The 23058-nt window shown below is 61.0% G+C and carries 17 protein-coding genes; 10 read left to right on the top strand and 7 right to left on the bottom strand.

What is annotated here, in order from left to right; all coding sequences use genetic code 11:
* Window positions 1–61 precede the first annotated feature (61 nt).
* Window positions 62–1435, top strand: coding sequence for a cytochrome P450 (locus K0O24_RS08505; RefSeq protein WP_219892332.1), 1374 nt, complete (start codon window positions 62–64; stop codon window positions 1433–1435).
* 45 nt (window positions 1436–1480) lie between these two features.
* A complete protein-coding gene (locus K0O24_RS08500) occupies window positions 1481–1960 on the top strand; it encodes a hypothetical protein (RefSeq protein ID WP_219892331.1) in 480 nt (159 codons plus the stop codon).
* A gap of 17 nt (window positions 1961–1977) precedes the next feature.
* On the opposite strand, the gene K0O24_RS08495 is transcribed toward K0O24_RS08500, so the two are convergent.
* Window positions 1978–2487 carry a sterol desaturase family protein gene (locus K0O24_RS08495; RefSeq protein WP_219892330.1) on the bottom strand — a complete coding sequence of 170 codons (510 nt, stop codon included), beginning with the start codon at window positions 2485–2487 and terminating at the stop codon, window positions 1978–1980.
* 155 nt (window positions 2488–2642) lie between these two features.
* Here K0O24_RS08495 and K0O24_RS08490 point away from each other — a divergent pair, with 155 nt between their 5' ends.
* The 4 genes from K0O24_RS08490 to K0O24_RS08475 all read left to right on the top strand — a co-directional run bounded on the left by K0O24_RS08490 (window position 2643) and on the right by K0O24_RS08475 (window position 5975).
* A complete protein-coding gene (locus tag K0O24_RS08490) occupies window positions 2643–2954 on the top strand; it encodes a hypothetical protein (RefSeq protein WP_219892329.1) in 312 nt (103 codons plus the stop codon).
* Between the two features lie 69 nt (window positions 2955–3023).
* Complete coding sequence (sucC, locus tag K0O24_RS08485) at window positions 3024–4223, top strand: ADP-forming succinate--CoA ligase subunit beta (RefSeq protein WP_219892328.1); 1200 nt, start codon at window positions 3024–3026, stop codon at window positions 4221–4223.
* 79 nt (window positions 4224–4302) lie between these two features.
* Window positions 4303–5049: an electron transfer flavoprotein subunit beta/FixA family protein gene (locus tag K0O24_RS08480; RefSeq protein ID WP_219892327.1), complete on the top strand. Its 747-nt coding sequence runs from the start codon at window positions 4303–4305 to the stop codon at window positions 5047–5049.
* The gene (locus K0O24_RS08475) at window positions 5046–5975 is read left to right on the top strand and encodes an electron transfer flavoprotein subunit alpha/FixB family protein (protein WP_219892326.1); all 930 of its coding nucleotides are present in this window, start codon (window positions 5046–5048) and stop codon (window positions 5973–5975) included. The genes K0O24_RS08480 and K0O24_RS08475 overlap by 4 nt, the downstream gene beginning before the upstream one ends.
* A 58-nt stretch (window positions 5976–6033) precedes the next feature.
* Here K0O24_RS08475 and K0O24_RS08470 read toward each other — a convergent pair whose 3' ends face one another.
* The 4 genes from K0O24_RS08470 to K0O24_RS08455 all read right to left on the bottom strand — a co-directional run bounded on the left by K0O24_RS08470 (window position 6034) and on the right by K0O24_RS08455 (window position 16574).
* Window positions 6034–7356, bottom strand: coding sequence for an MgtC/SapB family protein (locus K0O24_RS08470; RefSeq protein WP_219892325.1), 1323 nt, complete (start codon window positions 7354–7356; stop codon window positions 6034–6036).
* Window positions 7353–8528 carry a Na+/H+ antiporter NhaA gene (gene nhaA, locus K0O24_RS08465; RefSeq protein WP_219892324.1) on the bottom strand — a complete coding sequence of 392 codons (1176 nt, stop codon included), beginning with the start codon at window positions 8526–8528 and terminating at the stop codon, window positions 7353–7355. Before nhaA ends, K0O24_RS08470 begins: the two co-directional genes overlap by 4 nt.
* A gap of 64 nt (window positions 8529–8592) precedes the next feature.
* Entirely contained in the window at window positions 8593–10680 is a 2088-nt protein-coding gene (pbpC, locus tag K0O24_RS08460) for a penicillin-binding protein 1C (RefSeq protein ID WP_219892323.1), read from the bottom strand.
* 143 nt (window positions 10681–10823) lie between these two features.
* Window positions 10824–16574 carry an alpha-2-macroglobulin family protein gene (locus tag K0O24_RS08455; protein WP_219892322.1) on the bottom strand — a complete coding sequence of 1917 codons (5751 nt, stop codon included), beginning with the start codon at window positions 16572–16574 and terminating at the stop codon, window positions 10824–10826.
* Window positions 16575–16707: 133 nt separating this feature from the next.
* Here K0O24_RS08455 and K0O24_RS08450 point away from each other — a divergent pair, with 133 nt between their 5' ends.
* Genes K0O24_RS08450 through K0O24_RS08435 form a run of 4 tightly spaced genes read left to right on the top strand, consistent with a single transcriptional unit; the run spans window position 16708 to window position 21242 of the window.
* The gene (locus K0O24_RS08450; protein WP_219892321.1) at window positions 16708–17169 is read left to right on the top strand and encodes a MaoC family dehydratase; all 462 of its coding nucleotides are present in this window, start codon (window positions 16708–16710) and stop codon (window positions 17167–17169) included.
* Entirely contained in the window at window positions 17166–18029 is an 864-nt protein-coding gene (locus K0O24_RS08445; RefSeq protein WP_219895387.1) for an HpcH/HpaI aldolase/citrate lyase family protein, read from the top strand. The genes K0O24_RS08450 and K0O24_RS08445 overlap by 4 nt, the downstream gene beginning before the upstream one ends.
* Window positions 18029–20806 (top strand): phosphoenolpyruvate carboxylase, encoded by a 2778-nt coding sequence (locus K0O24_RS08440; protein WP_219895552.1) that lies wholly within the window; start codon window positions 18029–18031, stop codon window positions 20804–20806. The genes K0O24_RS08445 and K0O24_RS08440 overlap by 1 nt, the downstream gene beginning before the upstream one ends.
* Window positions 20799–21242, top strand: a complete 444-nt coding sequence (locus K0O24_RS08435) for a PaaI family thioesterase (protein WP_219895386.1) — start codon at window positions 20799–20801, stop codon at window positions 21240–21242. Before K0O24_RS08440 ends, K0O24_RS08435 begins: the two co-directional genes overlap by 8 nt.
* 25 nt (window positions 21243–21267) lie before the next feature.
* Here the strand turns inward: K0O24_RS08435 and K0O24_RS08430 are convergent, their stop codons facing one another.
* Window positions 21268–21543 carry a DUF167 domain-containing protein gene (locus K0O24_RS08430; RefSeq protein ID WP_246611179.1) on the bottom strand — a complete coding sequence of 92 codons (276 nt, stop codon included), beginning with the start codon at window positions 21541–21543 and terminating at the stop codon, window positions 21268–21270.
* A complete protein-coding gene (locus tag K0O24_RS08425; protein WP_219895385.1) occupies window positions 21536–22975 on the bottom strand; it encodes an AMP-binding protein in 1440 nt (479 codons plus the stop codon). The genes K0O24_RS08430 and K0O24_RS08425 overlap by 8 nt, the downstream gene beginning before the upstream one ends.
* Between the last annotated feature and the right edge of the window lie 83 nt (window positions 22976–23058).

Here is a 23058-nt window from a genome sequence, read left to right as displayed (position 1 = left end):
ATGCCGTTGGCAGTTCGGTTATTGACACTCTTGTAAGCAATTAGCCCCGGAGCCTCCTCAGATGGCATACGCCCATACCCATACCGCCAACCCGCACTGGCTTCCTCCCAAACAGGGCCAGGAAATTGACTATGTTCCGGGGCGGGATGGCTGGCCTCTGGTGGGGACGACGTTTGAGCAGTTGAAGGATCCGCATGCTTTCACTCGGAAGATGGTCGACAAGTTCGGCCACATCTACCGTACCAACAGCTTCGGCGGCCGGTTTGTCCAGTTGATCGGGCCGGACGCGAATGAGCTCGTGCTGTTCGATCGCGACAAGATCTTTTCGTCCGAACAGGGCTGGGGTCCGGTGCTCAACCTCGTTTTCCCGCGCGGATTGATGCTGATGGATTTCGAGAAGCATCGGAGCGACCGGCGCACACTGTCCATCGCCTTCAAGCCCGAACCGATGAAGCTCTATGCCGATGCCCTCAATGCCGGGATCGCAAAGCGGGTCAGCGAATGGTCCGGCAAGAGTTTTGCCTTCTATCCTGCCATCAAGCAATTGACGCTCGACCTGGCAGCGGCCTCGTTCCTCGGGCTCCCCTGGGGACCAGATGCAGACAAGATCAACCGGGCCTTTGTCGACATGGTCCAGGCATCAATCGGCGTTGTCCGCATTCCCTTGCCTGGCACTGCGATGGGCCGCGGCGTGGCCGGCCGTAAGTTCCTGCTCGACTATTTCGGCCGTGAAGTGCCAAAGCGGCGCGCGAGCGACGCGCAGGACATGTTCAGTCAGATCTGCCGCGCGACCAAGGAAGACGGCACGCTGCTGACCGATGACGAGATCATCGACCACATGAACTTCCTGATGATGGCAGCGCATGACACGATCACATCCTCGGCAACATCGTTGGTCATGCTGCTGGCGAGAAACCCGGAATGGCAGGTCAAGCTGCGGGAAGAATTTGCAGAACTCGGCGTCAATGGTGACGATCTGCCTTATGACCGGCTGAACGATCTTGTCCTGACCGACTATGCCTTCAAGGAATCGCTCAGGATGATCCCGCCCGTGCCTTCACTGCCGCGCCGGGCCATCAAGCCCTTTTCGTTCGGCGGCTATGATTTCCCGGCTGGCACCTATGTGGGCATCCAGCCGGCCTACACGCATCAGATGGCCGAGCATTGGCCCGATCCCGAAAAATTTGACCCGCTGCGATTCGAGCCGGAACAGGTCAAGGTGCGGCATAAATATGCCTGGGTGCCCTTTGGCGGCGGAGCGCATATGTGCCTGGGGCTGCACTTTGCCTATATGCAGATCAAGATCCTGATGTGGCACATGTTGCGCAATCACCGGATCGATATAAGTGAAGGGTCTGGCGACAAATGGCAGGCTTGGCCAATCCCCAAGCCACGCGACGGGCTCCCGATTGCGCTCGTCCCGCTTGACGCCTGACAATCATGAGTGTATTATTTACGTAATACACAAAGGATGTCCGTCATGATTTTTCGCTCAATCCTCCTTTCCACCTTGGCAGTCCTTGCGTTGTCGGCCTGCGGCAGTCGGGACGACGGCAAGGACAAGGACGGGGTCGTTGCAATCAATGCCGATAGCAAAACCGGAAAGGTCGATGTCAAACTGCCCGGCTTCAGCGCCAATCTGAACCTGCCGAAGATCATGCTGGATCATTCGAATTTCGACCTCGATGGGGTGAAGCTCTATCCCGGTTCGAAAGTGCGCGGCGTTGTCGTGAATGCTGGGGAAGGGGACAAGGCTAAGGTCAGGGTGTCATTCGAATCTCCAGCAGATCAGGGGAAGGTCAAGGACTGGTTCAAGAGCGCCTTTGGTGAACATGAAGTCGCGTTTTCGGAAACGCAGACCGGTTTCTCGGGCAAGACCAATGACGGCGATGCCTTTGTCTTGACGTTGACACCCAAAGGAGAGGCCGCAACGAGCGGCACGATTGATATCGACGGCTGATTGCCGCCCGAAGATGCCTAGTCCCGGAACGTCCCGACAGGTTCGCGCAAGCCATCCTTGCCGCGCTGCTTGAGCTCTGCCTTCAGCACTTCCGGCCTCGGCGCCCAGAGGAAACCGAAACTGACAGTTCCTTCCCGGGTTTCGACCACATGGTGCAAGCGATGCGCCTGAATGATCCGCTTCATATAATTGCTTGCGGGGATGTAACGGTGATGGATGCGCCTGTGCACGATCACGTCGTGAAATCCGAAGTAGATGGCGCCATAGGCTGCGATCCCGCCTCCTGCCCAGGCATAGAGCGCGCCCTTGCCCAGCCCGATGCCCCACCAGAACAGGAGGATCGACGGGATTGCAAAGATCAGCGCATAAAGATCATTGGCCTCCCAAAGGCCAACCCGTGCCCGGTGATGACTGGCGTGGAGGAACCACCCCGGCCCATGCATCACCCAGCGGTGCGCCACATAGGCAACACCTTCCATGGCAATGATCGTCGTCAGAAAGAGTGCGGGACCGGCAAATGTCAACATGAACGCCAGTATAACAACTCATTCAGCTTCGCGTCACCCCGGTTCAGCAAAGACCTTTTCAGGCAGGTTGCCCCGTCGGCGTTGCTCGGGTAGCGTTTGGGCGTGTATTGTCGGGGTACCTGCCGTCTTTCGCCCCTGCCCCGCTGGAGACGCCAATGATCCGCAGTCTTGTGTTCATCGCCCCGCTTCTTGCGCTTTCCGCATGTGCGACCCCCGAAACCCGACTTCGCACGGGCCTGATGAACGCCGGCCTCAGTTCGGGCCAATCAGCCTGTATGGCGGACCGGATGGTCGACAGGCTATCGCTCATCCAGCTGCGCCGGATCGCCTCTCTCAAGAATTTCCAGAAGGAGCGAATCCGCGACATGAGCATTGATCGCTTCCTCCACAATATCCGTTCGCTGGAAGATAGCGAGATCCTCGCCGTTACGACACGCGCCGCCTTGAGCTGCGCAATCCTGCGCTAAAGACTTTCCAACGGCTCACTCCTGTGCTTTAGGCCCCTGCATTCCAATGCAGAGGACTCGGGCCAAGACATGAACATTCATGAATACCAAGCCAAGGAATTGCTCGCCAAGTTTGGCGTTCCCGTGCCGGCGGGCCATGCAGCGCTAAGCGTGGAGGAAGCCGTCGAAGCTGCAAAACAGCTTCCCGGGCCGCTGTATGTGGTCAAGGCCCAGATCCACGCAGGCGGTCGCGGCAAAGGAAAATTCAAGGAACTTGGCCCGGATGCCAAGGGCGGTGTTCGCCTGGCAAAGACGCTTGAAGAGGTGCGCGCCAATGCGGTGGACATGCTCGGCAACACGCTGGTCACGGTCCAGACCGGCCCGGCAGGCAAGCAGGTCAACCGCCTCTACATCACGGATGGCGTTGATATCGAAAAGGAATTCTACCTCGCGCTCCTCGTTGATCGCGCAACAAGCCGTGTCGCCGTTGTCGCTTCAACGGAAGGCGGCATGAACATTGAGGATGTGGCCCACGACAGTCCGGAGAAGATCACCACAATCACGATTGATCCGGCCACCGGCCTGATGCCGCATCACGGCCGCGCCGTCGCGAACGCGCTGGGCTTGACTGGCGATCTCGCTAAGCAGGCGCAGAGCACGCTTGCAGGACTCTACAATGCCTTTCTTGGCACAGATGCTTCCCAGATCGAGATCAATCCGCTTGCCGTTTGCGCGGGCAATAAGTTGCTCGTGCTGGATGCGAAGGTCAGCTTCGATTCCAACGCCATGTTCCGCCACAAGGATCTCGCCGAATTGCGCGATCTGACGGAGGAAGACCCGGCAGAAGTGGAGGCATCCGAATATGACCTCGCCTATATCAAGCTCGACGGGAATATCGGCTGCATGGTCAATGGTGCCGGCCTCGCAATGGCGACAATGGATATCATCAAGCTCAACGGCGAATTCCCGGCCAACTTCCTTGATGTCGGCGGCGGTGCCAGCAAGGAAAAGGTAACGGCGGCGTTCAAGATCATCCTGAAGGACCCGGCCGTGAAAGGCATCCTCGTCAACATCTTTGGCGGGATCATGAAGTGCGATATCATTGCAGACGGCATTGTCGCAGCAGCCAAGGAAGTGAATCTGTCGGTTCCGCTGGTCGTTCGGCTTGAGGGCACGAACGTGCAGCAGGGCAAGGATATCCTTGCTGGCTCCGGTCTGCCGATCGTTGCTGCCAATGACCTCGGTGACGCAGCAAAGAAGATCGTCGCTGAGGTCCGCAAGGCAGCGTAAGGCTTGCAAACCGCCGCACATTTGTGCAGTGCGGCGAAAAATTTGACGTTAACGTAAAGCGATTCTCTGGAGGAATGACATGAAAATCCTCGTCCCCGTGAAGCGGGTGATCGATTATAATGTGAAGCCGCGGGTGAAGCCCGACGGCAGCGGCGTCGACTTGGCCAACGTCAAGATGTCGATGAATCCGTTTGACGAAATCGCAGTCGAGGAAGCGCTGCGCCTCCGGGAAAAGGGCGTTGCGACGGAAGTCGTCGCTGTATCCGTTGGTCCCGAAAAGGCTCAGGAAACGCTGCGCACTGCGCTTGCGATGGGCGCCGATCGCGCCATCCTTGTCGTGGCCGAAGATGTGGAACCGCTCGGCGTTGCCAAGCTGCTCGCCAAGATTGTCGAAGAAGAGGGGCCCGGCCTTGTGATTCTCGGCAAGCAGGCCATTGACGACGATTCGAACCAGACCGGCCAGATGCTCGCTGCACTGACGGGTCGCCCACAAGGCACGTTCGCATCGAAGGTCGAAGTGTCGGGCGACACCGTGTCGGTCACGCGTGAAGTCGATGGCGGGCTGGAAACAGTCTCCCTCAAGACCCCGGCGATCATCACCACGGATCTCCGTCTCAATGAGCCGCGCTATGCGTCCTTGCCGAACATCATGAAGGCGAAGTCCAAGCCGCTGGCACAAAAGACACCAGCCGATTACGGCGTTGATGTCAGCCCGCGCCTCAAGACATTGAAGGTTACGGAGCCGCCGGTCCGCTCGGCTGGCGTGAAGGTCGCCGATGTTGATGCACTGGTGGCAAAACTCAAGGAAATGGGAGTGGCGGCATGAGCGTCCTCGTCTGGGTAGAACATGACAATGCGTCGCTGAAGGACGCAACGCTTGCTGCCGTCACGGCGGCGGGCCAGCTTGGCGAAGTCCACGCTCTGGTCGCCGGGAATGGCTGTTCGGCTGTGGCCGATCAGGCTGCGAAGATCGCCGGCGTCTCGAAGGTCCTCCTGGCCAATGACGCTGCCTATGCCAATGGGTTGGCGGAAAATGTCGCGCCGCTGATTGCGGGTCTGATGGCCGATTATGATGCGTTCGTGGCGCCCGCCACGTCGCACGGCAAGAATATCGCACCGCGTGTGGCGGCCAGCCTCGACGTGATGCAGATTTCGGACATCCTCTCGGTCGAGAGCGCCGATACCTTCACGCGCCCCATCTATGCGGGCAACGCCATCGCCACAGTTCAGTCGAGCGATGCGAAGAAGATCATCACAGTGCGCGGCACAGCCTTCGCCAAGGCAGCGGCCGAAGGCGGTTCAGCCAGCGTCGAAGCTGTTTCGGGTGGTGGCGATGCAGGCCTCTCGACGTTCGTCGGCGCGGAAATCGCCAAGCTCGAGCGTCCCGAATTGACGAGCGCCAAGATCATCGTTTCGGGCGGTCGTGCGCTGAAGGACAGCGAGACCTTCCAGCAGGTCATCTTCCCGCTTGCAGACAAGCTTGGCGCAGCTGTCGGCGCAAGCCGCGCGGCGGTCGATGCGGGCTATGTCCCCAACGATTATCAGGTCGGCCAGACCGGCAAGATCGTGGCGCCGGAAGTCTATGTTGCCGTCGGCATTTCCGGTGCGATCCAGCATCTGGCAGGCATGAAGGATTCAAAGACGATCATCGCCATCAACAAGGACGAGGACGCACCGATCTTTCAGGTCGCGGACTATGGTCTGGTTGCCGACCTGTTCAAGGCGGTGCCCGAACTGGTCGAAAAGCTCTAGGCTCAGACCGACGCATACCGCATTCAAAGGGGGTGGCTCCGGCCGCCCCTTTTTTTGGCTATCGGCTGAGCATCCAAATGCCGCCCCCGATCAGGCCCGCATCGACAAACAGCGGCAGCGCAGCCACAACTCCTGCGCGAATCCCGCCAAGGGCGACGACGAGGACGGACTTGAGAACCGTATTCACCAATATCGGAAGCGAAAGCAGGATGCCAAACTGTGCCAATGGCAACGCAACCTTAGGCAGAGTCGTCGTCATGATGATCGCGGCGTCCACGTCGTAAAGGCCAGTCAGGCCGACCAGGACCGTCATCCCCTGCGCGCCATATCGGTCGATCGTCCAGCGTGCAGCGATCACGATCGCGGCAACCATCACCGCAAAACCCACCGCTGGCCAGAAATCAAAGGGATTTCGCCGCGGGGCGACCCCGCTGCCCTGGCTCCTGTCCGCGCGATAGACGGAAAGCAGCGCGTAAAGCACATTGAACGCCGCGGCGGCACCGATGCCGATCGCAAAGACTCCCAGTGCGGACGGCAGCAGCACGCCACACAAGACCAGGACCCGCAGGGGCATCATCGCACTCGCCGCTGCAATCGCGGCATTGAGCATCGAACGGTCCTCTCCATCCGACCGCAGCCGCCGGGCCAGTTCGGCTGTCACGGCCGTCGACGAATAGGTGGCCCCGATTGCCGCTGCCAGGATCGTGCCCCGCGTGCTGCCGAACCTTTTGCTCGCCCAGTATCCGGCAAAGGAAAGTCCGGTCACAAAGACAACAACGAGCCACAACATGCGCGGATTGAGCGCGTCATAAGGGCCCATTGCGCGGTCGGGCAGCAAAGGCAGGATGACAAGTGCTATCGCGCCATATTGCGCGGCTGCCAGCATATCGCGCTCATCGAGTGTCTGGAGCCAGCCGTGAAGCTTTTCACGCATCGACAGGATCAGGGTCGTTGCGGCCCCTGCCACCATCGCCTCGCGAGCAAGGCCGACCGTAGCCAGCATGCCGAACAGGATCGTCAGCACGCCCACCACGGCTCCCGTCGCTGACACATTGTCGTCAGGCTCCGCGAGCCGTTCCCGAAAGCCCAGCATCAGGACGCCAATCAATCCGGCAAGGCCCAGGACACCGAACCAGGGCGACAGCGCCGTGGATACAAGGCCGACAAGTCCTCCGCCCAAACCCAGCAAGGCGTGGGTCCTGATCCCGGCGACCCTTCCCCCAACATGCTCGTTGCGCTGGCGCCAGCCGCGTTCCAATCCGACAAGCAGGCCAATACCCGTCGCCAGCAACAGGCCAAGAACCGGGTCAAGCCCGGCCGAACTCAAGGGAAGATTGAGCAACCCTGTCTGGGCCGACGCCTGCGAAAGAAACGGGATCACGATCTCGCTCTCGAAGCGCCCAAGCGCAAGATCACATAGCCACACAGCGCGGCGACAACCGAGCCCATGAGTACGCCCATCTTCACACCGTCACTCATGCTGTGATCCTCAAAAGCCAGGCCGCCGATGAACAGGCTCATCGTAAAGCCGATCCCGCACAGAAGCGATACGCCATAGATCTGCTGCCAGCTTGCATGGGCGGGCTTGTCCGCGAGCCTGAGTTTGACGGCGAGCCAGACACTGGTGAAGATCCCGAGCTGCTTGCCCACAAACAGGCCAGCCGCAATGCCGAGCGGAAGCGGTGCCAGCAGGGCATCAGGACCCACGCCTGAAAGCGAAACCCCCGCATTGGCAAAACCGAACAGCGGAACAATGCCGAAGGCGACAGGCTTGTGCAACGCATGTTCGAGCCGGTGGAGCGTCGAATCCTCAGCCTCGGGAGCACCAGGCGTCGGGCGCAGCGGGATGGTGATGGCTGCAAGCACCCCGGCAATCGTCGCATGCACGCCCGAGAGGTAGACTGCGACCCAGAGCAGGGCCGCGAGAGGGAGGTACCATCGCAATTGCCTGACGCCGGAACGGTTCAAAGTGTACATCAACGCAACGATGGCAATCGCAGCAAGCAAGGCTGCGCCGTGTATCGCGCTGGTATAGGCCAGGGCGATGATCGCCACCGCTCCCATGTCGTCCACAATGGCAACCGTTGTCAGGAACAGCTTCAGTGATGCCGGTGCCCTGCTGCCAAGCAAGGCGAGCACGCCGATGGCAAAGGCAATATCCGTTGCGGCCGGAATGGCCCAACCCCTTGCCAGCGCAGGCTCGCCGCCCGTGACAACAAGGTAGACCAGCGCGGGCACGATCATTCCGGCCGCCGCTGCGATCATCGGCAAGCGCCGGTCAGCCCAAGTCGACAGATGACCATCGACAAACTCGCGCTTGATCTCGAGGCCGACCAGCAGGAAAAACAGCGCCATCAGCCCATCATTGATCCATGCGTGCAGCGAAAGCGGCCCGGCCATGAGGTGAAAGACGTCAAAATAGAGCGTAGCCAGCGGGCTGTTCGCCACGAGCATGGCGAGCGCCGCCGCCGCCATCAGGAGGATGCCCCCCGCAGCTTCGCTCTCAAGAAACTCTCTCAGCGCTGAACGCGGTGTGGGTCGACTCTCATTCATGGCAATATCAATAACCCATTTGGCATTTTTGTCAACAAAATAGGATCATAACAGGAACTTCCTGTCAGCGCACGGTGAAGCGGGATTGATCGACAACACGCCCTGATGGATCGACCAGGGCGAGCCTATGCACACCCGGTCCAGCCAAGACCATTGGCGCATTTTCAGCATCTCCCAAATCCCTCCTGTCAAGAACCAGTCGATGTCCCGTCACCTCTCCCGTGACCGCGAATCCGAGCCGCTGGCGGTCGATGGGAATATCGGGATCGAGCGCGTAGACACTTCCTGAAACCGGATTGGTTATTCTTGGACGCCGCGCGGCCGCCGGTGCCGCCATCTGAACTGCCTGTCCGGTTCCTTTCAGAAAATATTCCTGCCTTGGGGATTCAAGACCGCCCGCAAAGCGGATCGGTCGCGTTTCGATGCCCGCCGGCATGGGCGGCGCTCGGCCTGGGGCATGGGCATGAAGCGCCATCATCACATCCCGCCAGACAGGCGCAGCGCCGCTCGTCCCGGACACGGCTTTCATGCTGTCGCCCTCAAGGTTCCCGATCCACACCGCAACGGTATAGCGTTCTGACCAGCCGACGCACCAATTGTCGCGCATTGCCTTGGAGGTCCCCGTCTTGACGGCTGCCCAGAAAGGCAGCTTCAGTGCACTGTCCAGCCCGAACGTGCCAGAGCGCGCCAGCGGATCAGACAGGATCGACCCGACCAGCCAGCTGGCTTGTTCCGACAATACCCGCCGCGGCGCTATGCGCGGATCGCTCGCCCGCAGCCGCAATGGAGACCAGCGTCCGCCCAGCGCAAAGCTGCGATAGGCCGCGGCCTGTTCGAGTAGCGTCACTTCTGCTGAACCAAGAGCCAGCGAAAATCCGTAATATTGGCCGTCCTCGGTCAGCCCGCGATAGCCCGTATCCCAAAGCCGGTCGCGAAAGGCTTCCGTCCCGCCGATCACCAGCGTGCGCACTGCCGGCACGTTCAGGGACCCGGCGAGCGCCGAGCGGACCGAGACCGGCCCCTTGAAGACATGATCGTAATTCTGCGGGACATACAGCCCCGATGCCGTGTCGAGCTGGACCGGGGAATCATCGAGGATGGAGGCAGGCGTCAGATAACCCCGCTCCATCACCATGCCATAAAGGAATGGCTTCAGGGTCGATCCGGCCTGGCGATAGGCGTCCGCTCCGTCGACCGAAGCAGCCGTCGATCCGCCGCCGACGCCGCCCACATAAGCGAGCACATCGCCGCTTTCATTGTCGACCACGACGACAGCTCCGTCGCGCGCCCGCGCACTGCCAAGCCCGAGAAGCTGGCGCCGCAGCGCGGCTGTGGCCATGGCCTGGATGCCCCGGTCAAGGGTGGTCGCCACGCGCATCCCGGGTTGGGTGAGAAGCTTGACCGAAAGATGTGGCGCCAGGCCGGGATCGAGCGCCAACTGCCGCTGGCTGCCAAGCATGGCGTTGGCCATGTCACGTAAGCGCGCGCAATCATCGGGGCGGGTGTGGCACGCCCGGGCGGCCACCGCCGCGGGAGCAGCCGCAGGATCGGGCAACAACGCCGCAACCAGCCGTGCTTCGTCTCCCGTCAATGTAGCAGGGGTCTTTCCGAACAGGCCGAGTGCGGCTGCACCGATCCCCTGCGCCTCCCCCCGGAATCCTGCAAGATTGAGATAGGCCTCGAGAATCTGGTCCTTTGACCAGCGCGCCTCCAGCGCCCGTGCTGTCCGCATCTGGCGGACCTTGTCGAACCAGCTTCGCGTGCCGGGAGCGGCAAGGCCCGGGGCGAGAAAGGCAGCGACCTGCATCGAAATCGTGCTCGCCCCGCGCGACCGCTCCCCTGAAAACCGGGCTTTCACCGCGCTTGCAATCGCCAGCCAGTCGACACCCCCATGATCACGAAAGCGCTTGTCTTCGGATGCCACGACAGTTTCGACCAGCGGCGACGCGATCTGCCCAAGCGGCACCCAGGCCAGCCTCCGCGCATGGAAGTTGACGCGCTGGCTATCGAGCAATTGGCCGTTTCGATCGTAGAGCCAGGATTCGCTGGGCTGCCACGCCGCGACAACCCGCCCATAACTCGGAAGTATCGGCGGGGTTGTCGCCAGCCAAAACAACAGCATCACGACGATTGGCAGAAGGAGCAACACCATCTTCCCTGAAGCGAGGCTTCGGGGAGGGGGACCGTCCGCAGGACGGTGGAGGGGCTGGGCAATCGAATCTGCCCCTCCACCATCGCTTTGCGTCGGTCCCCCTCCCCGCCCTTTCAGGCCAAGGAGGATTTTCTCAAGCCATCTCACCGCATGGCCACCGTGATTGGCTTGTTCGGCACCTGTGCGCGGATATCCGGCGAGTACATCGCTTCGACGCGGGTCGGCGGCAGGCTGAAATTGCCGGTGCCGTTCAATCGAACGGCATATTCCGTCACGAACCGGCCACGCGGCACCCACTCGAAATAGCCGCGCCAGGCATCCTTGCCACGTTCGATATAAGAAGGCTGAACACCTTCACTGCCCGTGGCTGCTGCTCCGAGAATGGCCGATTGACCGCCCAGATTGCCGATGATCGTCGCGCCGGGCGGCACGGGGTCGTTGACGACGACCCAGTTGCGCTCTGCCGTGGCATCAACGGTGATCGTGATCTTGAGCACATCCCCCCGCGTCAATTGCCCCGGCACCTTCTGGCTGAGAACGGCGACCGACTTGGTCAACCGGTACCCGGCAAAAAGCGGCTTCTGCAGGGGAACCGCGGCATGGACGCTGATCATTGCCCAGGGTCCTGCCCCGCCCGTCTGCGAAAGCGTGAGTGGCGCAGGTGCCGTCGGCAGCGGCAGGCGCAACAGACCACCGTCGCTTGGCATCGGCCATCCCTGTGTCAGGCTCTTGCCGGCAAGGGCAATCGTCGTCACGCCCTTGACAGCCGTTGCCGGGAACAAGGTTGCGAACCGACGCGTGGCAATCGTCCCCCAGGCATTGGCGGGCGTCGTATCCCAATGACCGCGCCGCTGCCTCAGCGCAGTGCCGATCATCATCTTCGGGCCCTCGTCACCCCAGCCGGGACGCCCAAGGACAGCAAGCAACGCCTTGATCGACATTTCGTCGCCCGACGTCATCATCCACCAGGGCGCAGTCGCCGCATCGGCAAGGTCCAGTCGCGACCCTTCATAAACGATCCGCTGGCGCAGGGTGCGCTCCGCCGTCAGGCGAAGATTGGTGTTCGCGCCTTTGGTGCGGTCGATCGCCGCCAGCCAGTCGGTCAAAGCCGATGTCGGCATGTCAGCCGGGGCAAGGCCGATCGCGCCCAGCATGGCCGGGGTCGATGCTCCATTGCGTGCGAGCGCCGCCAATGCCGCGATCCGGATCAGCCGGGCATCGCCGCTCCAGCGCGCTTCCCGCTCAAGCCGCCCGTCAACGACCGCTTTCATCGCGTCAATCATCCGGGCCTTCGGCGCATCCGGAATCTGGAACCCGGCCTCCGCCGTCATCGAGAGGACATAGGCCGTCAGCGCTTCGGAGCCCTGAATCTGGGCAATCGGGAAGTATCGCAGCAGCCCGTCACCATCCATATAGGCGGGAATATCTCCGGCCAGCCCCGTCCACGCCCCGGCATCGCCAAGCACTACCGCGCGCGAAAGGCGCTGTTCAAAGCAGTTGTAGGGATAGTCGCTCATATAGCCGCGGACACCCGCCAGTGGCGGTGCAAGGGTATCCGTCAGCTTCACATCGACATAGCCGCCGGGCAAAGCGCCTTCCGGCGCCGCAACAGGGATCGGCACGCCATTGCCCACGCGGGCCAGCGTCGCGGCCCAGACTTCGGTCGGAACTGCCGGAATCACGTCCTGCGAAACGGCAATCCGGTCTGCGGCCTTGCCGTTCGATGATCTGGCTTCGACCGTCCAGTCGAGTTTCCCGACACCTTCGGGCGCGGTCAGGTTCCATGTCACGGGGACAGCGCCACCCGCTGGAATGGTTACCGTCAAAGGCTCTCCCTTGGCGACGCTGGGCGTCACGCTGACTGTTGCCGTCACCTTCATGGGCTTGTCGGATGCGTTGCGGAGCGTGAAGCTCGCGCCATACCAGTCGCCCGTCCGAACCAGCGGCGGCAGGCCAGAGAAAAGCTGCAGATCCTGACTTGTCCGCACTGTCACCGCACCGGTTCCGAAGAGCCCGGCGCCTTCATTGGCAATCGCGACCAACCGGAAAGCAGAAAGCGAGTCCGAAAGCTGGACCGGGATCTTGGCCCTTCCCCTTTCATCCAGTGCGACACGTCCGCGCCAGAGCAGGACCGGCTTGAAGTCGTCTCGAGTCACGGCCGATGCATCACCGCCGCCGCCGCCCGCTTCAACGGCCTTCTTGCCATAATGGCGCTTGCCGACGACCTGGGTCTGCGCGGTTGAAGTCAGGACGGAAAGCGGCCGTTCGCCCATCATCGCATCGATCAGGTTCCAGCTGTCATTGGGTGAAAGCTGAAGCAGCGCTTCATCGACAGCCGCAAAGGCAATCTCCGCCGACTTGGCTGGCTTGCCGCCAGGTTCTGTAACCGCGATGTCGACGCCTGCCGTTTCGCGGACGCCATATTTTGGCTTGTCCGCCTTGACCTTGACAGCAAGCCGATGCCCCTCCCAGCCAACCTTCACCTTGGCGATGCCAAGCCGGTAGCTGGGCTTCGCAAGGTCGACCAGCGCGGTGACCCCTCCGCCTTCACGATTGAAGAAGGGCAAGTTCCACTCTCTTGCCGTTTCGGCAAGCCATTGCCGCCAGCCGCTCACCCTGCCCCTGACGGCCAGAACCGACACGAACACATCGGGCGCATAGGCGCCGGGCATCGGCACGGACACAACCGGATCCTTGCCCGAAAGTTCGGTGACAAAGCTCGACAGCACACCTTCACGTTCAACCGTGACCAGCGCCGTCGCGTCCCGGAATGGCATCCGCACCTGGAATTTGGCGGTATCACCTGCCTTGTAGCTCTTGGCTTCGGGAATCAGGTCCATCCGGTCGCCATTGTCGCCCCCGAACCACCAGTCATCCTCTCCGGCAAGCCAGACCGACCGGACGGCGCGCGCAACATTGCCATCGGCATCCGTTGTCGTCGCAACCACCGTCACTTCGCCTGAAACCCCCGGCGCCAGTTGGCAGGACGCAAGCCCCTGTCGGTCCGTCGTCGCTGAACATCCGCCACCGATCTTCGTTACTCGAACCTGGTTGTCATAGGCATAAAAGCCGCCAATCAGTCGGCGGCGCGCCGTGAGTATTTCGCGCGTATAGACATCGAGCCGAACCGGCCGCCCCTTGATCGCGTGCCCTTCGGTATCGAGAGCGGCGATCTTCACTCGCAAATCGCTATCGCGCATCAACCAGCCATCGGTCTTGATGCCCAACTGGATTGCCGATGGAAGCAGGGAAATCCTGCGATAGGCAGTCAGCGTTTCGCCATTGGCATCCTCATAATCCATTTCGACCGTCATGTCGGTCGCATCCTCGATCTCGCGACCGATATCGATGTTGGTTTTTGCTGTGCCATCGGCGCCGAGCGTTGCTGGCAGCGTCTGCGCCAATGGCAATTCAGCGGGTGGGTCTACTTCGCTGTCGCCAGCAAGCGGGAAGGTGCCTTCCTTCACCATCTGGCCACCAAAGGTCCAGTCTTCCCAACCTTCAGGCGTATTGTCACGCGTGCCGAACGCTGTGCGGATATTCACTGCAAGTCCGGGCGCCGGCCCTCCGGACAGATAGCCCACGAAAAGATCGAGAGGAACGGACGTTGGCCGAACCAGAACAGACTTGGGCCCGGTAATCGTCGCCTTCATTGTCGGCAGGCGGAATTCATCGACGCGGAAGGTCTGATCGAGATAGACAATGTCCTCTCCGGTTTCGATCTTCATGGAATAATCGCCTTGCGGTGCGCCCTTGGGCACGGTCCAGCTGGTTTCTCCGATCCCGTCCTTGCCGATCGAAACCGGCATGTCGAACGTCGTACCGGACCCGGAATGCGTCAGCTTCAACGTGCCATTGATCGCGTCCGCAAATCCGAAGCCGGAGCCGATCGGGCGGCGCAGGATGTGTTTCATGTTGATCGTTTCACCCTCGCGGACGAGCGTGCGATCGAAGATGGTGTGAATGATATCGTCAGGCGCGGACCAGCCATAAGGCAAGTCAAAGTCATAGGGCCTGATGCCCTCACCCCATTCGGTAAGCGTAAAGCTGAAGTCGCCAGATTGCCGCGCCGAGATCATCAGCGCGTGACTTTCGGAGGATTCATCGCAGCTGCCCGAGGTTTCGGGTTCCGGCAACCCGCCCGAGATCGTCAGTCGACCCTGCTTGTCAGTCACGCCCCGCGCAAGCTGGCTACCGTCGCAACTGTCGGTCACCCGCACATCGGCTCCGGCAACAGGTAGACCGGTATCCAGCGTCGTCACCCACGCCAGCGACGCTTCGCGGCCCCATTTGAAATGGACCGCCATGTTGGTCACAAGTGCCCCTGCTGCCACATAGCGCGGCACATTGCGTCCCAGCAGCGTCTGCCCCAGCACCGGACTGTTCAGTTCCACGACATAGAATCCCGGCGCCTTCAGCGGGATACCGACCACTTCGAAATCCTTGCCCTTTCCGGGCAGTGAAAGGCTCATCCCTTCGCCCTTGCCGTTCAGTAGGGATTTGGTGCCCGTGTAATTCACATCGACCTCTTCGCCCTTGATCGTCTCGGTGCGGAAGTCATTGTCATTGGCATCGTCGAGATCGCGCAGCCATTGAGCGATCTGCCCGTCAGACGCATCGACGCGCAGCATGTCTCCGCTGACCTTGCTGATCCGCTGCGCGAGCGCTGGCTCTACAGCGCGGACGGTGACCGGAAGGATACCGCCTTCATTGGCTTCGATAATCCCGAAATCAGCCGCAAACTTCACCAAGGGCGGTGCAGCATCGATTTTGACCTCAAGCGGAAATCGCTGAAGATTGACGAGCTTTCGACCGCTTTCATCTGCAATGTCCGCCGGCAGCGTCAATTTGCCCTTCACCGCTGCAGGCAGCGGCGCGACGAACTTCAGATCGCTGATCGTCGCGCTGTTTTCCTCTTCTTTCGTCAGTTTTGGCGAAAGCGATGTGCCGTCCGGGAAGCTCAGCCGCACGGCCTTGGCCATGGCCAATGGTACCGGGGCCGTAAAGCGCACATATGCAGGCTGGACCGGGTTGCAGCCTGCCTGCGGATTCACGCGCCCGCATTCAAACCGCGCAGAAAACTCCTTGCGCACTGTGAAATCGAACCGCTGGTCACGCCCGGCAAGACGTCCATCCTTGCCGGCAATGTTGGCCCCCCAGACCAGCGCAACATCGCGGCCCGGCGGCAGCGGACGGCGGCATTTGACAGCAACCACATTCTGATAGGCTGCGGCGCGCTCGGATGCGCTGGCCGAGACTTCTGCCGGAAACCCGCCCTCTTCCAGAAAGTTGCGCAGGTTCCAGTTGTTGGTGCCAAGGTCGGCGATCAGTTTCGGCGCAACAGCAGGGTCGAGCACATCAAGCGCGATCTTCTCGCCTATTCCATCGACGGCGCAGTAACCTTGTGCCGCGACCGATTGCCGGTTCGGCTGGACATTGGTCGCAACGAGGAAAACCTGATCTTCCTCAATATCGCCATCATATGTGCCCGGCAGCACGGCACGCGCAGATGGCCCGCCCGTATCGATCTTGTAACTGGCAGCGCCGGAAAGCTTGACGCCTTTGGCGCTCGCAAGGTTCGGGCGCAGCTTGACCTCACACGTCAGTCCACCGGGGAGCGGTCGTGAAAACTCGTGGACAAAGGTTTGCGGATCAACCCAGCGCCCCGTGCCGCTGATCGGGCATGTGACCGAGAACGGTGGCGCGGCTCGCGGATCGCCCAAAGGCACCATGGGTTCCGAAAAACGCATCGTGAAGCGATCTATGACTCCACTGTTGCCCCCCGCCCCACCCGGTGTTGCGAGGACCACCTGCGGGGGTGAGTCGGTGAGAGCAACGAGAGGAGTTGCCAGCGCAGCCAGACCAGCGACAATCACCCACGGCTTCCACCCCATATCTTCCTCCTGATTGCGAATCCCTCGCGGCCGCCCTCGAAATTGACGCCAATTGCCACCCCGAGTCTAGGCTTTCCCGGAGCGACGAAACACAATAGGGATCAGGAATCTCACTCACGGCAAGGGATCGCTTATGGCCGGGCTGTATTTTGAAGACTTCACGGTCGGGCAGAGTTTCCGACACGCACTCAAGCGAACTGTGACGGAGACGGACAACCTTCTGTTCAGCGCAATGACGCACAACCCGGCCGCGCTCCATCTCGACGAAGAATATTGCCGCGAAAACAGCGAGTTCGGTACACGGATCGTCAACAGTTGCTTCACCCTTGGCCTGATGGTCGGGATTTCGGTTGGCGATACGACGCTGGGAACAACGGTGGCCAATCTCGGCTGGGATGAGGTCCGCTTTCCAAAGCCGCTCTTTCATGGAGATACAGTGCGCGTCGAAAGCGAGGTGGCTGAAATCCGTGAAAGCAAGTCGCGCCCGCAAAACGGCATCGTGGTTTTCATCCATCGGGCCTTCAACCAGAAGAACGAACTTGTTGCCCAGTGCAAGCGCTCCGCACTGATGATCCGCAAGCCCCAATCCGCATGAAACTCCGCTCGCTCCTTTTCGTTCCCGGTGACAGCGAAGCCAAGATCGCGAAATCGGGCAGCGTCGGTGCCGACGTGCTGATCTTCGACCTTGAGGATTCAGTGGCCGCTGCGCGCAGGCCCGAGGCACGCCGACTGGTTCTCAACCATCTGGAAGCCGATGCTGCCAGCCGGACAAGCCTATTCTATGTCCGCATCAATCCGCTCGACACGCCCGATGCGCTTGCCGACCTTGAGGCGATAATGCCGGGCCGGCCAGACGGCATCGTCTTGCCGAAAGCTCGGGGCGCCGAGGACATTGCAGAGCTGTCGCTTGTGCTCGACCAGCTTGAGGCTGCGCTCGGCTTTGTGCCGGAATCGACCCGGATCATCCCTGTTGCCACCGAAACCCCGGCGGCACTTTTTACCTTGGGGTCCTATATCCTCGCTGGTCCGCGCCTGGCCGGAATGACCTGGGGCGCCGAAGATCTGAGCGCAGCCGTCGGTGCAACCGGTTACAAGGAAAATGGCCAATGGACGGCGCCTTACCAGTTGGCTCGTTCGTTGTGCCTCTTCGCAGCATCGGCGGCTGAAGTTGCGCCCATCGATACGCTCCATGCCGATTTCCGCGACGAGGCTGGCCTTGCTGAAGCGGCCCAAAGAGCACGCCGTGACGGCTTTACAGGGATGCTGGCGATCCATCCGGCCCAAGTTTCGATCATCAACGCGGCCTTCACCCCCACGCCTGAAGAAATTGCCCACGCCGAAGCCGTCGTCGCCGTCTTCGAGGCAAACCCGGATGCTGGCGTCGCAAGCCTCAATGGCAAGATGCTCGATCGACCGCACCTCGTGCAGGCGCAGAAGATATTGGCAAGACGATGATGAAGACAAATCAGGATCTGCGCGACAGGCTTCAGGAACTCCATGCCCTCACCGCGCAAACGCCGCTCTTCAATCCGGTCTTTCAGTTGAGCCTGGACATTTCGCGCGAACTCGAAGGCGGCGTGATCGATCTGTCAGTGATCGACGCTCTGGTGAATGATCTCAGCTGCGAAGCCCTACAAAGCCGCGCCATGCGGATCCGTCGCTTGCTGGCGCAGGTAGGCCTGGACGACAATACTGACCGGTTGCGAGCCCTTGCCGATGCTTCCGCAAAAATGCTCGGGTTTGAGGGCTATTGCGCCCGGTGGAGCCAACCGCTGTTGCATGTTGTCTTCACCGGTCACCCGACGTTCCTGCTCACCCCGGCCCAAAGCGACGCAGTAGCCGAAGCGGCGAGCAGCGGAGATACGGCGCCAGCCACGCTTTGCCTCATCGAGACGGAACGCCCGCCCATAACCCTCGTTGGCGAGCATGATGAGGCGATTGCAGCGATGCGACGGGCAGGGTCGGCACGCGACGCGATGGTCGGCGTTCTGCTGGATGTTGCCGCACAGTACTGGCCGGATCGTTGGCAATCCTTCAAACCCCTCCCGTGGCGGCTGGCAACCTGGGTCGGCTACGATATGGATGGCCGAACCGATATTGGCTGGGCGACGAGCATCGGCTTTCGGCTCCTCGAAAAGGCAGAACGTCTTGCCGGCTATGCCGAAGCACTCGCCGACCTGGATGAAGGGATCGCGCAACGCCTGAAGGCCGCGGAAGCGCACAGCCGCGAAATGGCCGCGCTTTTTGCGACTGATCTTTCCCAGCCCGCGGCGCTCTCTGCCGCAGCCAACCGCTTGACGGCGGAAGCGCCCGGAAAACTGCTCTCTCTGGCGCCGATCATCTCGGAGCTTGAAGCGCTTGCTGCCTCGCAGGACGAAAAGACTGCCAAAGCCCTGCTGACTGTAGCTGCGGCAATGCGCGCCGACGGGCTTGGCATGGGCGGCATACATTTCCGCGTGAACAGTGCCCAGCTTCACAACGCGATCCGCAGGCGCATCGATCCGGACAATACGCTCGATCTTGCCAGTGGCACTGCGCTCAAGCGCATGCGCACATTGCTGGGCGACGTCAGGCCGCTGCGATCGAATTTTGCGGCGCTTGCGATCGAGAATACTACTGCGCTGCGCCAGTTCCTGGCCATGGCGCAGATCCTCCATCATGTGGACAGCGATACGCCCATCCGCATGCTGATCGCAGAATGCGAAGAGCCGCAGACTGTGCTTGCCGCGCTTTATTTCGCGCGCCTGTTTGGCATTGCGGACAAGGTCGACGTATCGCCGCTCTTCGAAACCGAGAGCGCGATGGAACATGGCGCACGCTTCCTCGATGCGCTCCTCGGTGAACCTGCCTATCGCGACTATGCCCGAATGCGGGGGCGGGTTTCAGTGCAGACCGGCTTTTCGGATGCCGGGCGCTTTGTCGGCCAGCTTCCGGCTGCTCTTGCGATTGAACGACTGCAAGGCCGGATGGCGCGGATCATGGCAAAGCACGGCCTGGGCGATGTGGCTGCATTGATCTTCAACACCCACGGAGAATCCATGGGCCGCGGCGCGCATCCTGCAAGCGTTCACGACCGGCTGCGTCATCCCATGAGCGATTGGGCAAGGGCCCAGTTCGCGCACCAGGGCATCCGCACCGAACTGGAGGCCAGTTTTCAGGGCGGTGACGGATTTCTGCTGTTCCGGACCCCACAGCTGGCGCTCGCGACGCTGACCCGTATCGCCGAAACGGAGATCGCACCCCCACCTGCTGCGGAAGACCCGTTCTACAAGCGCACCGACCTCAGTCTCGACTTTTATCGCGGGATCCGGAAGGTCCAGCGCGACCACCTTGCATCACGCACTTATGCCCGAGCAATCACGGCCTTCGGGCTTGGCCTCTTGAACGAAACCGGTTCGCGCAAGTCGCGACGCCAATCGGATATTTCGGCGGACCGGGAGATGAGCCTCAGGCAAATCCGGGCCATTCCGCACAATGCCATCCTCCAGCAGCTCGGCTACCCGGTGAACGTCCTGTCGGGCGCGGGGACCGCTGCGGACGACAATCTCGAAGCAATTTCCGAGCTGATCAGCGCCTCGGCGCGCGGGCGGCAGCTGTTTCGCCTGCTCGGCGCAGCCAATCGCCTGGCGAGCATCAAATCAGTCGCGGCTTATGGCGAACTGTTCAACAGCGCTTATTGGGCCAGCCGCACCTATCGCGGGAGCGAGCCGCATCTTGAAGGGGCTTGCACAGCGCTCGCGGAGAGATTGACCAGCGATGACCGGACAGGAGTCTTTCGCAGGCTTGCGTCGCGTTTGCGTGTCGATGGCCTCAAGTTCCACCGTCTCCTCGCACGTTTGCCAAAGTCCGAAGGGCCGGACGACATGGAGGAAACCCGCCGAACCCTGGGTGTGCTTCAGGCCTTGCGGCTCGCGCTCATGCAGCACATGTTCCTGCGCGCTGTCCAAATTCCGGCGTTTTCGCGCAGCAACGACATCAGCCGCGATGACGTGCTTGAAATGGTCTTCACGCTCCGGATCGATGATGCGGTCGGCCTGCTGCGTAAGGCCTTTCCTGTCGAAGCCCCGGCATTGGCGGATTTCTCGGTCAATGAACCAAGTGACTATCCGGACGGCGATGATCAGGCCTATGCGGGAATCCAGTCTGCCTATATTGACCCGATTGCCAACGCATACAGTCTTTGCCTCCGGATCAGCACAGCCATTGCAAACCACTTCGGCGCCCATGGCTGACAGCGGCCCCGCCTCTGCCGATTATCTGAAAATGGATGTGGCCGCATTGAACGCATTCCTTCGGGATGCCTTTCCGCACTCCACCGATGGCACCCGCGGCACAGTCGTCATCGCTGAGCCGGGGCATGTCCGAATGCAACTCCAGAGCAACGATGGGCATCTGCGACCGGGAGGGATCGTGTCGGGCCCGACCCAGATGGCCCTGACCGACAGTGCGGCCTATGCGCTCGTTCTGTCGCATATCGGGCCAGTGGCGATGGCCGTCACAAGCTCGCTCAATTATCAGTTTCTCCGGCCCTGCCGACCGGGGCTTGTTACGGCTGATGCGCGCTTGCTCAGACTTGGCCGTCGCTCGGTTGTCGCTGATCTGCGCCTTTGGACCGAAGACGAAATGAGGCCCGTGGGACAGGCCAGTGTGACCTATATGCTCCCCTGAGGGGCTGTCGCCCTTTTAGTAATGCCTAGCGGCTGATCCGAATCTGTTTGAGACGCGATGTGTCCCCCCGTTCAATCGAGAGTGTGGATTTTGGCAAGGCCAGTGCCTTGGCGAGCAGGGCAATCACAGCCTTGTTGGCCTTGCCATCCTCTGGCGGCACAGTAACCCAGATGCGGACTGAGTTAACTCCAGCATTGTCGGGCTCAACCGCAATCCTGGCTGACCGGGCGTTCGGTGTCACCCGAACAGCCAGTATTCCCCGGGCATCCACGCATGCGAGGAGCGCCTCTCGCTCAGCCACCGGAATAGTTTTGTCTCAAGGACGCCTTCTGAACCTTTCCCATCGCGTTCCGGGGTAGGTCTTCAACGAAGATCAACCGGCGGGGGTGCTTGAATCGGGCCAGATTGCCATCGATTGCGGCGCGCACCGATGGTTCTAGTGAAGCGTCTCCCACAATGACGGCCAGCACGCTTTCGCCAAAATCGGCATTTGGAACTCCGATGACAGCGCTTTCGACGACGCCCGGCACAGCATCGATCACCTCTTCGATTTCCTTGGGGTAGATATTGTAGCCCCCGGAAATGATCAGGTCCTTCGCCCGCCCCACGATCGTAACGCGGCCTTCGGCATCCATTGTCGCGATATCGCCTGTGATGAACCATCCGTCAGGCCGGATATCCTCGGCCGTTTTCTCCGGGTTGCGCCAATATCCTTTGAAGACGTTCGGACCTCGAATCTCGATGACGCCAGGGCTGCCCGGAGTAACGGGCTTGCCGTGCGCATCGGCAACCCGAAGCTCGACGCCCGGAAGCGGCATGCCCACGGTCCCCGCAATCCGATCGCCCTCGAGCGGGTTCGATGTGATCATTCCGGCTTCGGTCATGCCATAGCGCTCCAGAATATGCATGCCCGTTCGCGCCTCGAATGCCCTGTGCGTTTCGGCGAGCAGCGGTGCCGATCCAGAAATGAAAAGCCGCATTGCCCGAACAGCGTCCTTGTCGAACGAGGCATCAGCGAGCAGTCGCGTGTAAAAAGTCGGGACGCCCATCAGGATTGTGGCTTGAGACATCAGGCCGATGACTTCGGACACATCGAACTTGGGCAGAAAGATTGTCTTCGACCGATTGAGAAACATGGTGTGAAGCGCAACAAAAAGGCCGTGGACATGAAAGATGGGCAGCGCGTGGATCAGCACATCATCCGGTTTGAGCGCCCAAATGTCGATCAAGGTCCGCGCGTTTGACAGCAGGTTCCCGTTGCTGAGCATTGCCCCTTTGGACCGGCCGGTCGTCCCCGAAGTGTAGATGATCGAAGCGATGTCGTCGGCTGAGCGGGAAACGACGGCATTATCCGGATCGTATGCTCGCGCTTCAGCCCAGATTGGCGCGTCCGGCCCAGCCATATCGGCTGCCGACACAAATAGACTCGGCTCCGCATCCTTGATGAAATATTCGATTTCAGCCGGGGTGTAGGCCGTATTGAGCGGCACAAAGATTGCGCCTGCCCGCAAGCAAGCCAGATAGAGCGCCACTGCACCGACACTCTTTTCGACCTGCACGACAATTCTGTCTCCCGGACCGACACCGCGTCCGCGAAGGGCCACGGCAAATCGGCCAGAGAGCTCGTCGAGCTCACCAAAGCTCAGGCCGGAGCCATGCGCATCGACCAAGGCAGGAGCCTGCCAGTCATGTGCGAAAGCGGACTTGAAATGGGCATAGAGATTCGAATTCATCGCAACCCGCTTAATTGGCCCTGTGGCAAGATTGCAAACCTGTTGCGCAACGATCGAAGCCTGTCTAGTCGCGCAGCATCCGG

Source organism: Aquisediminimonas profunda (genome assembly GCF_019443285.1).
GTDB classification, from domain to species: domain Bacteria; phylum Pseudomonadota; class Alphaproteobacteria; order Sphingomonadales; family Sphingomonadaceae; genus Aquisediminimonas; species Aquisediminimonas profunda.
Note: the sequence above shows the minus strand (reverse complement) of the source record. Positions and strands in the feature narration are given on the sequence as shown.

Bases quoted from the DNA above. Each gene is read 5' to 3' on its own strand.
- K0O24_RS08490 (WP_219892329.1), top strand. From the start codon at position 2,643: ATGATCCGCAGTCTTGTGTTCATCGCCCCGCTTCTTGCGCTTTCCGCA.
- K0O24_RS08475 (WP_219892326.1), top strand. From the start codon at position 5,046: ATGAGCGTCCTCGTCTGGGTAGAACATGACAATGCGTCGCTGAAGGAC.
- K0O24_RS08480 (WP_219892327.1), top strand. From the start codon at position 4,303: ATGAAAATCCTCGTCCCCGTGAAGCGGGTGATCGATTATAATGTGAAG.
- K0O24_RS08495 (WP_219892330.1), bottom strand. From the start codon at position 2,487: ATGTTGACATTTGCCGGTCCCGCACTCTTTCTGACGACGATCATTGCC.
- K0O24_RS08505 (WP_219892332.1), top strand. From the start codon at position 62: ATGGCATACGCCCATACCCATACCGCCAACCCGCACTGGCTTCCTCCC.
- K0O24_RS08435 (WP_219895386.1), top strand. From the start codon at position 20,799: ATGGCTGACAGCGGCCCCGCCTCTGCCGATTATCTGAAAATGGATGTG.
- K0O24_RS08425 (WP_219895385.1), bottom strand. From the start codon at position 22,975: ATGAATTCGAATCTCTATGCCCATTTCAAGTCCGCTTTCGCACATGAC.
- K0O24_RS08455 (WP_219892322.1), bottom strand. From the start codon at position 16,574: ATGGGGTGGAAGCCGTGGGTGATTGTCGCTGGTCTGGCTGCGCTGGCA.
- K0O24_RS08500 (WP_219892331.1), top strand. From the start codon at position 1,481: ATGATTTTTCGCTCAATCCTCCTTTCCACCTTGGCAGTCCTTGCGTTG.
- nhaA (WP_219892324.1), bottom strand. From the start codon at position 8,528: ATGAATGAGAGTCGACCCACACCGCGTTCAGCGCTGAGAGAGTTTCTT.
- pbpC (WP_219892323.1), bottom strand. From the start codon at position 10,680: ATGGTGTTGCTCCTTCTGCCAATCGTCGTGATGCTGTTGTTTTGGCTG.
- K0O24_RS08440 (WP_219895552.1), top strand. From the start codon at position 18,029: ATGAAGACAAATCAGGATCTGCGCGACAGGCTTCAGGAACTCCATGCC.
- sucC (WP_219892328.1), top strand. From the start codon at position 3,024: ATGAACATTCATGAATACCAAGCCAAGGAATTGCTCGCCAAGTTTGGC.
- K0O24_RS08450 (WP_219892321.1), top strand. From the start codon at position 16,708: ATGGCCGGGCTGTATTTTGAAGACTTCACGGTCGGGCAGAGTTTCCGA.
- K0O24_RS08445 (WP_219895387.1), top strand. From the start codon at position 17,166: ATGAAACTCCGCTCGCTCCTTTTCGTTCCCGGTGACAGCGAAGCCAAG.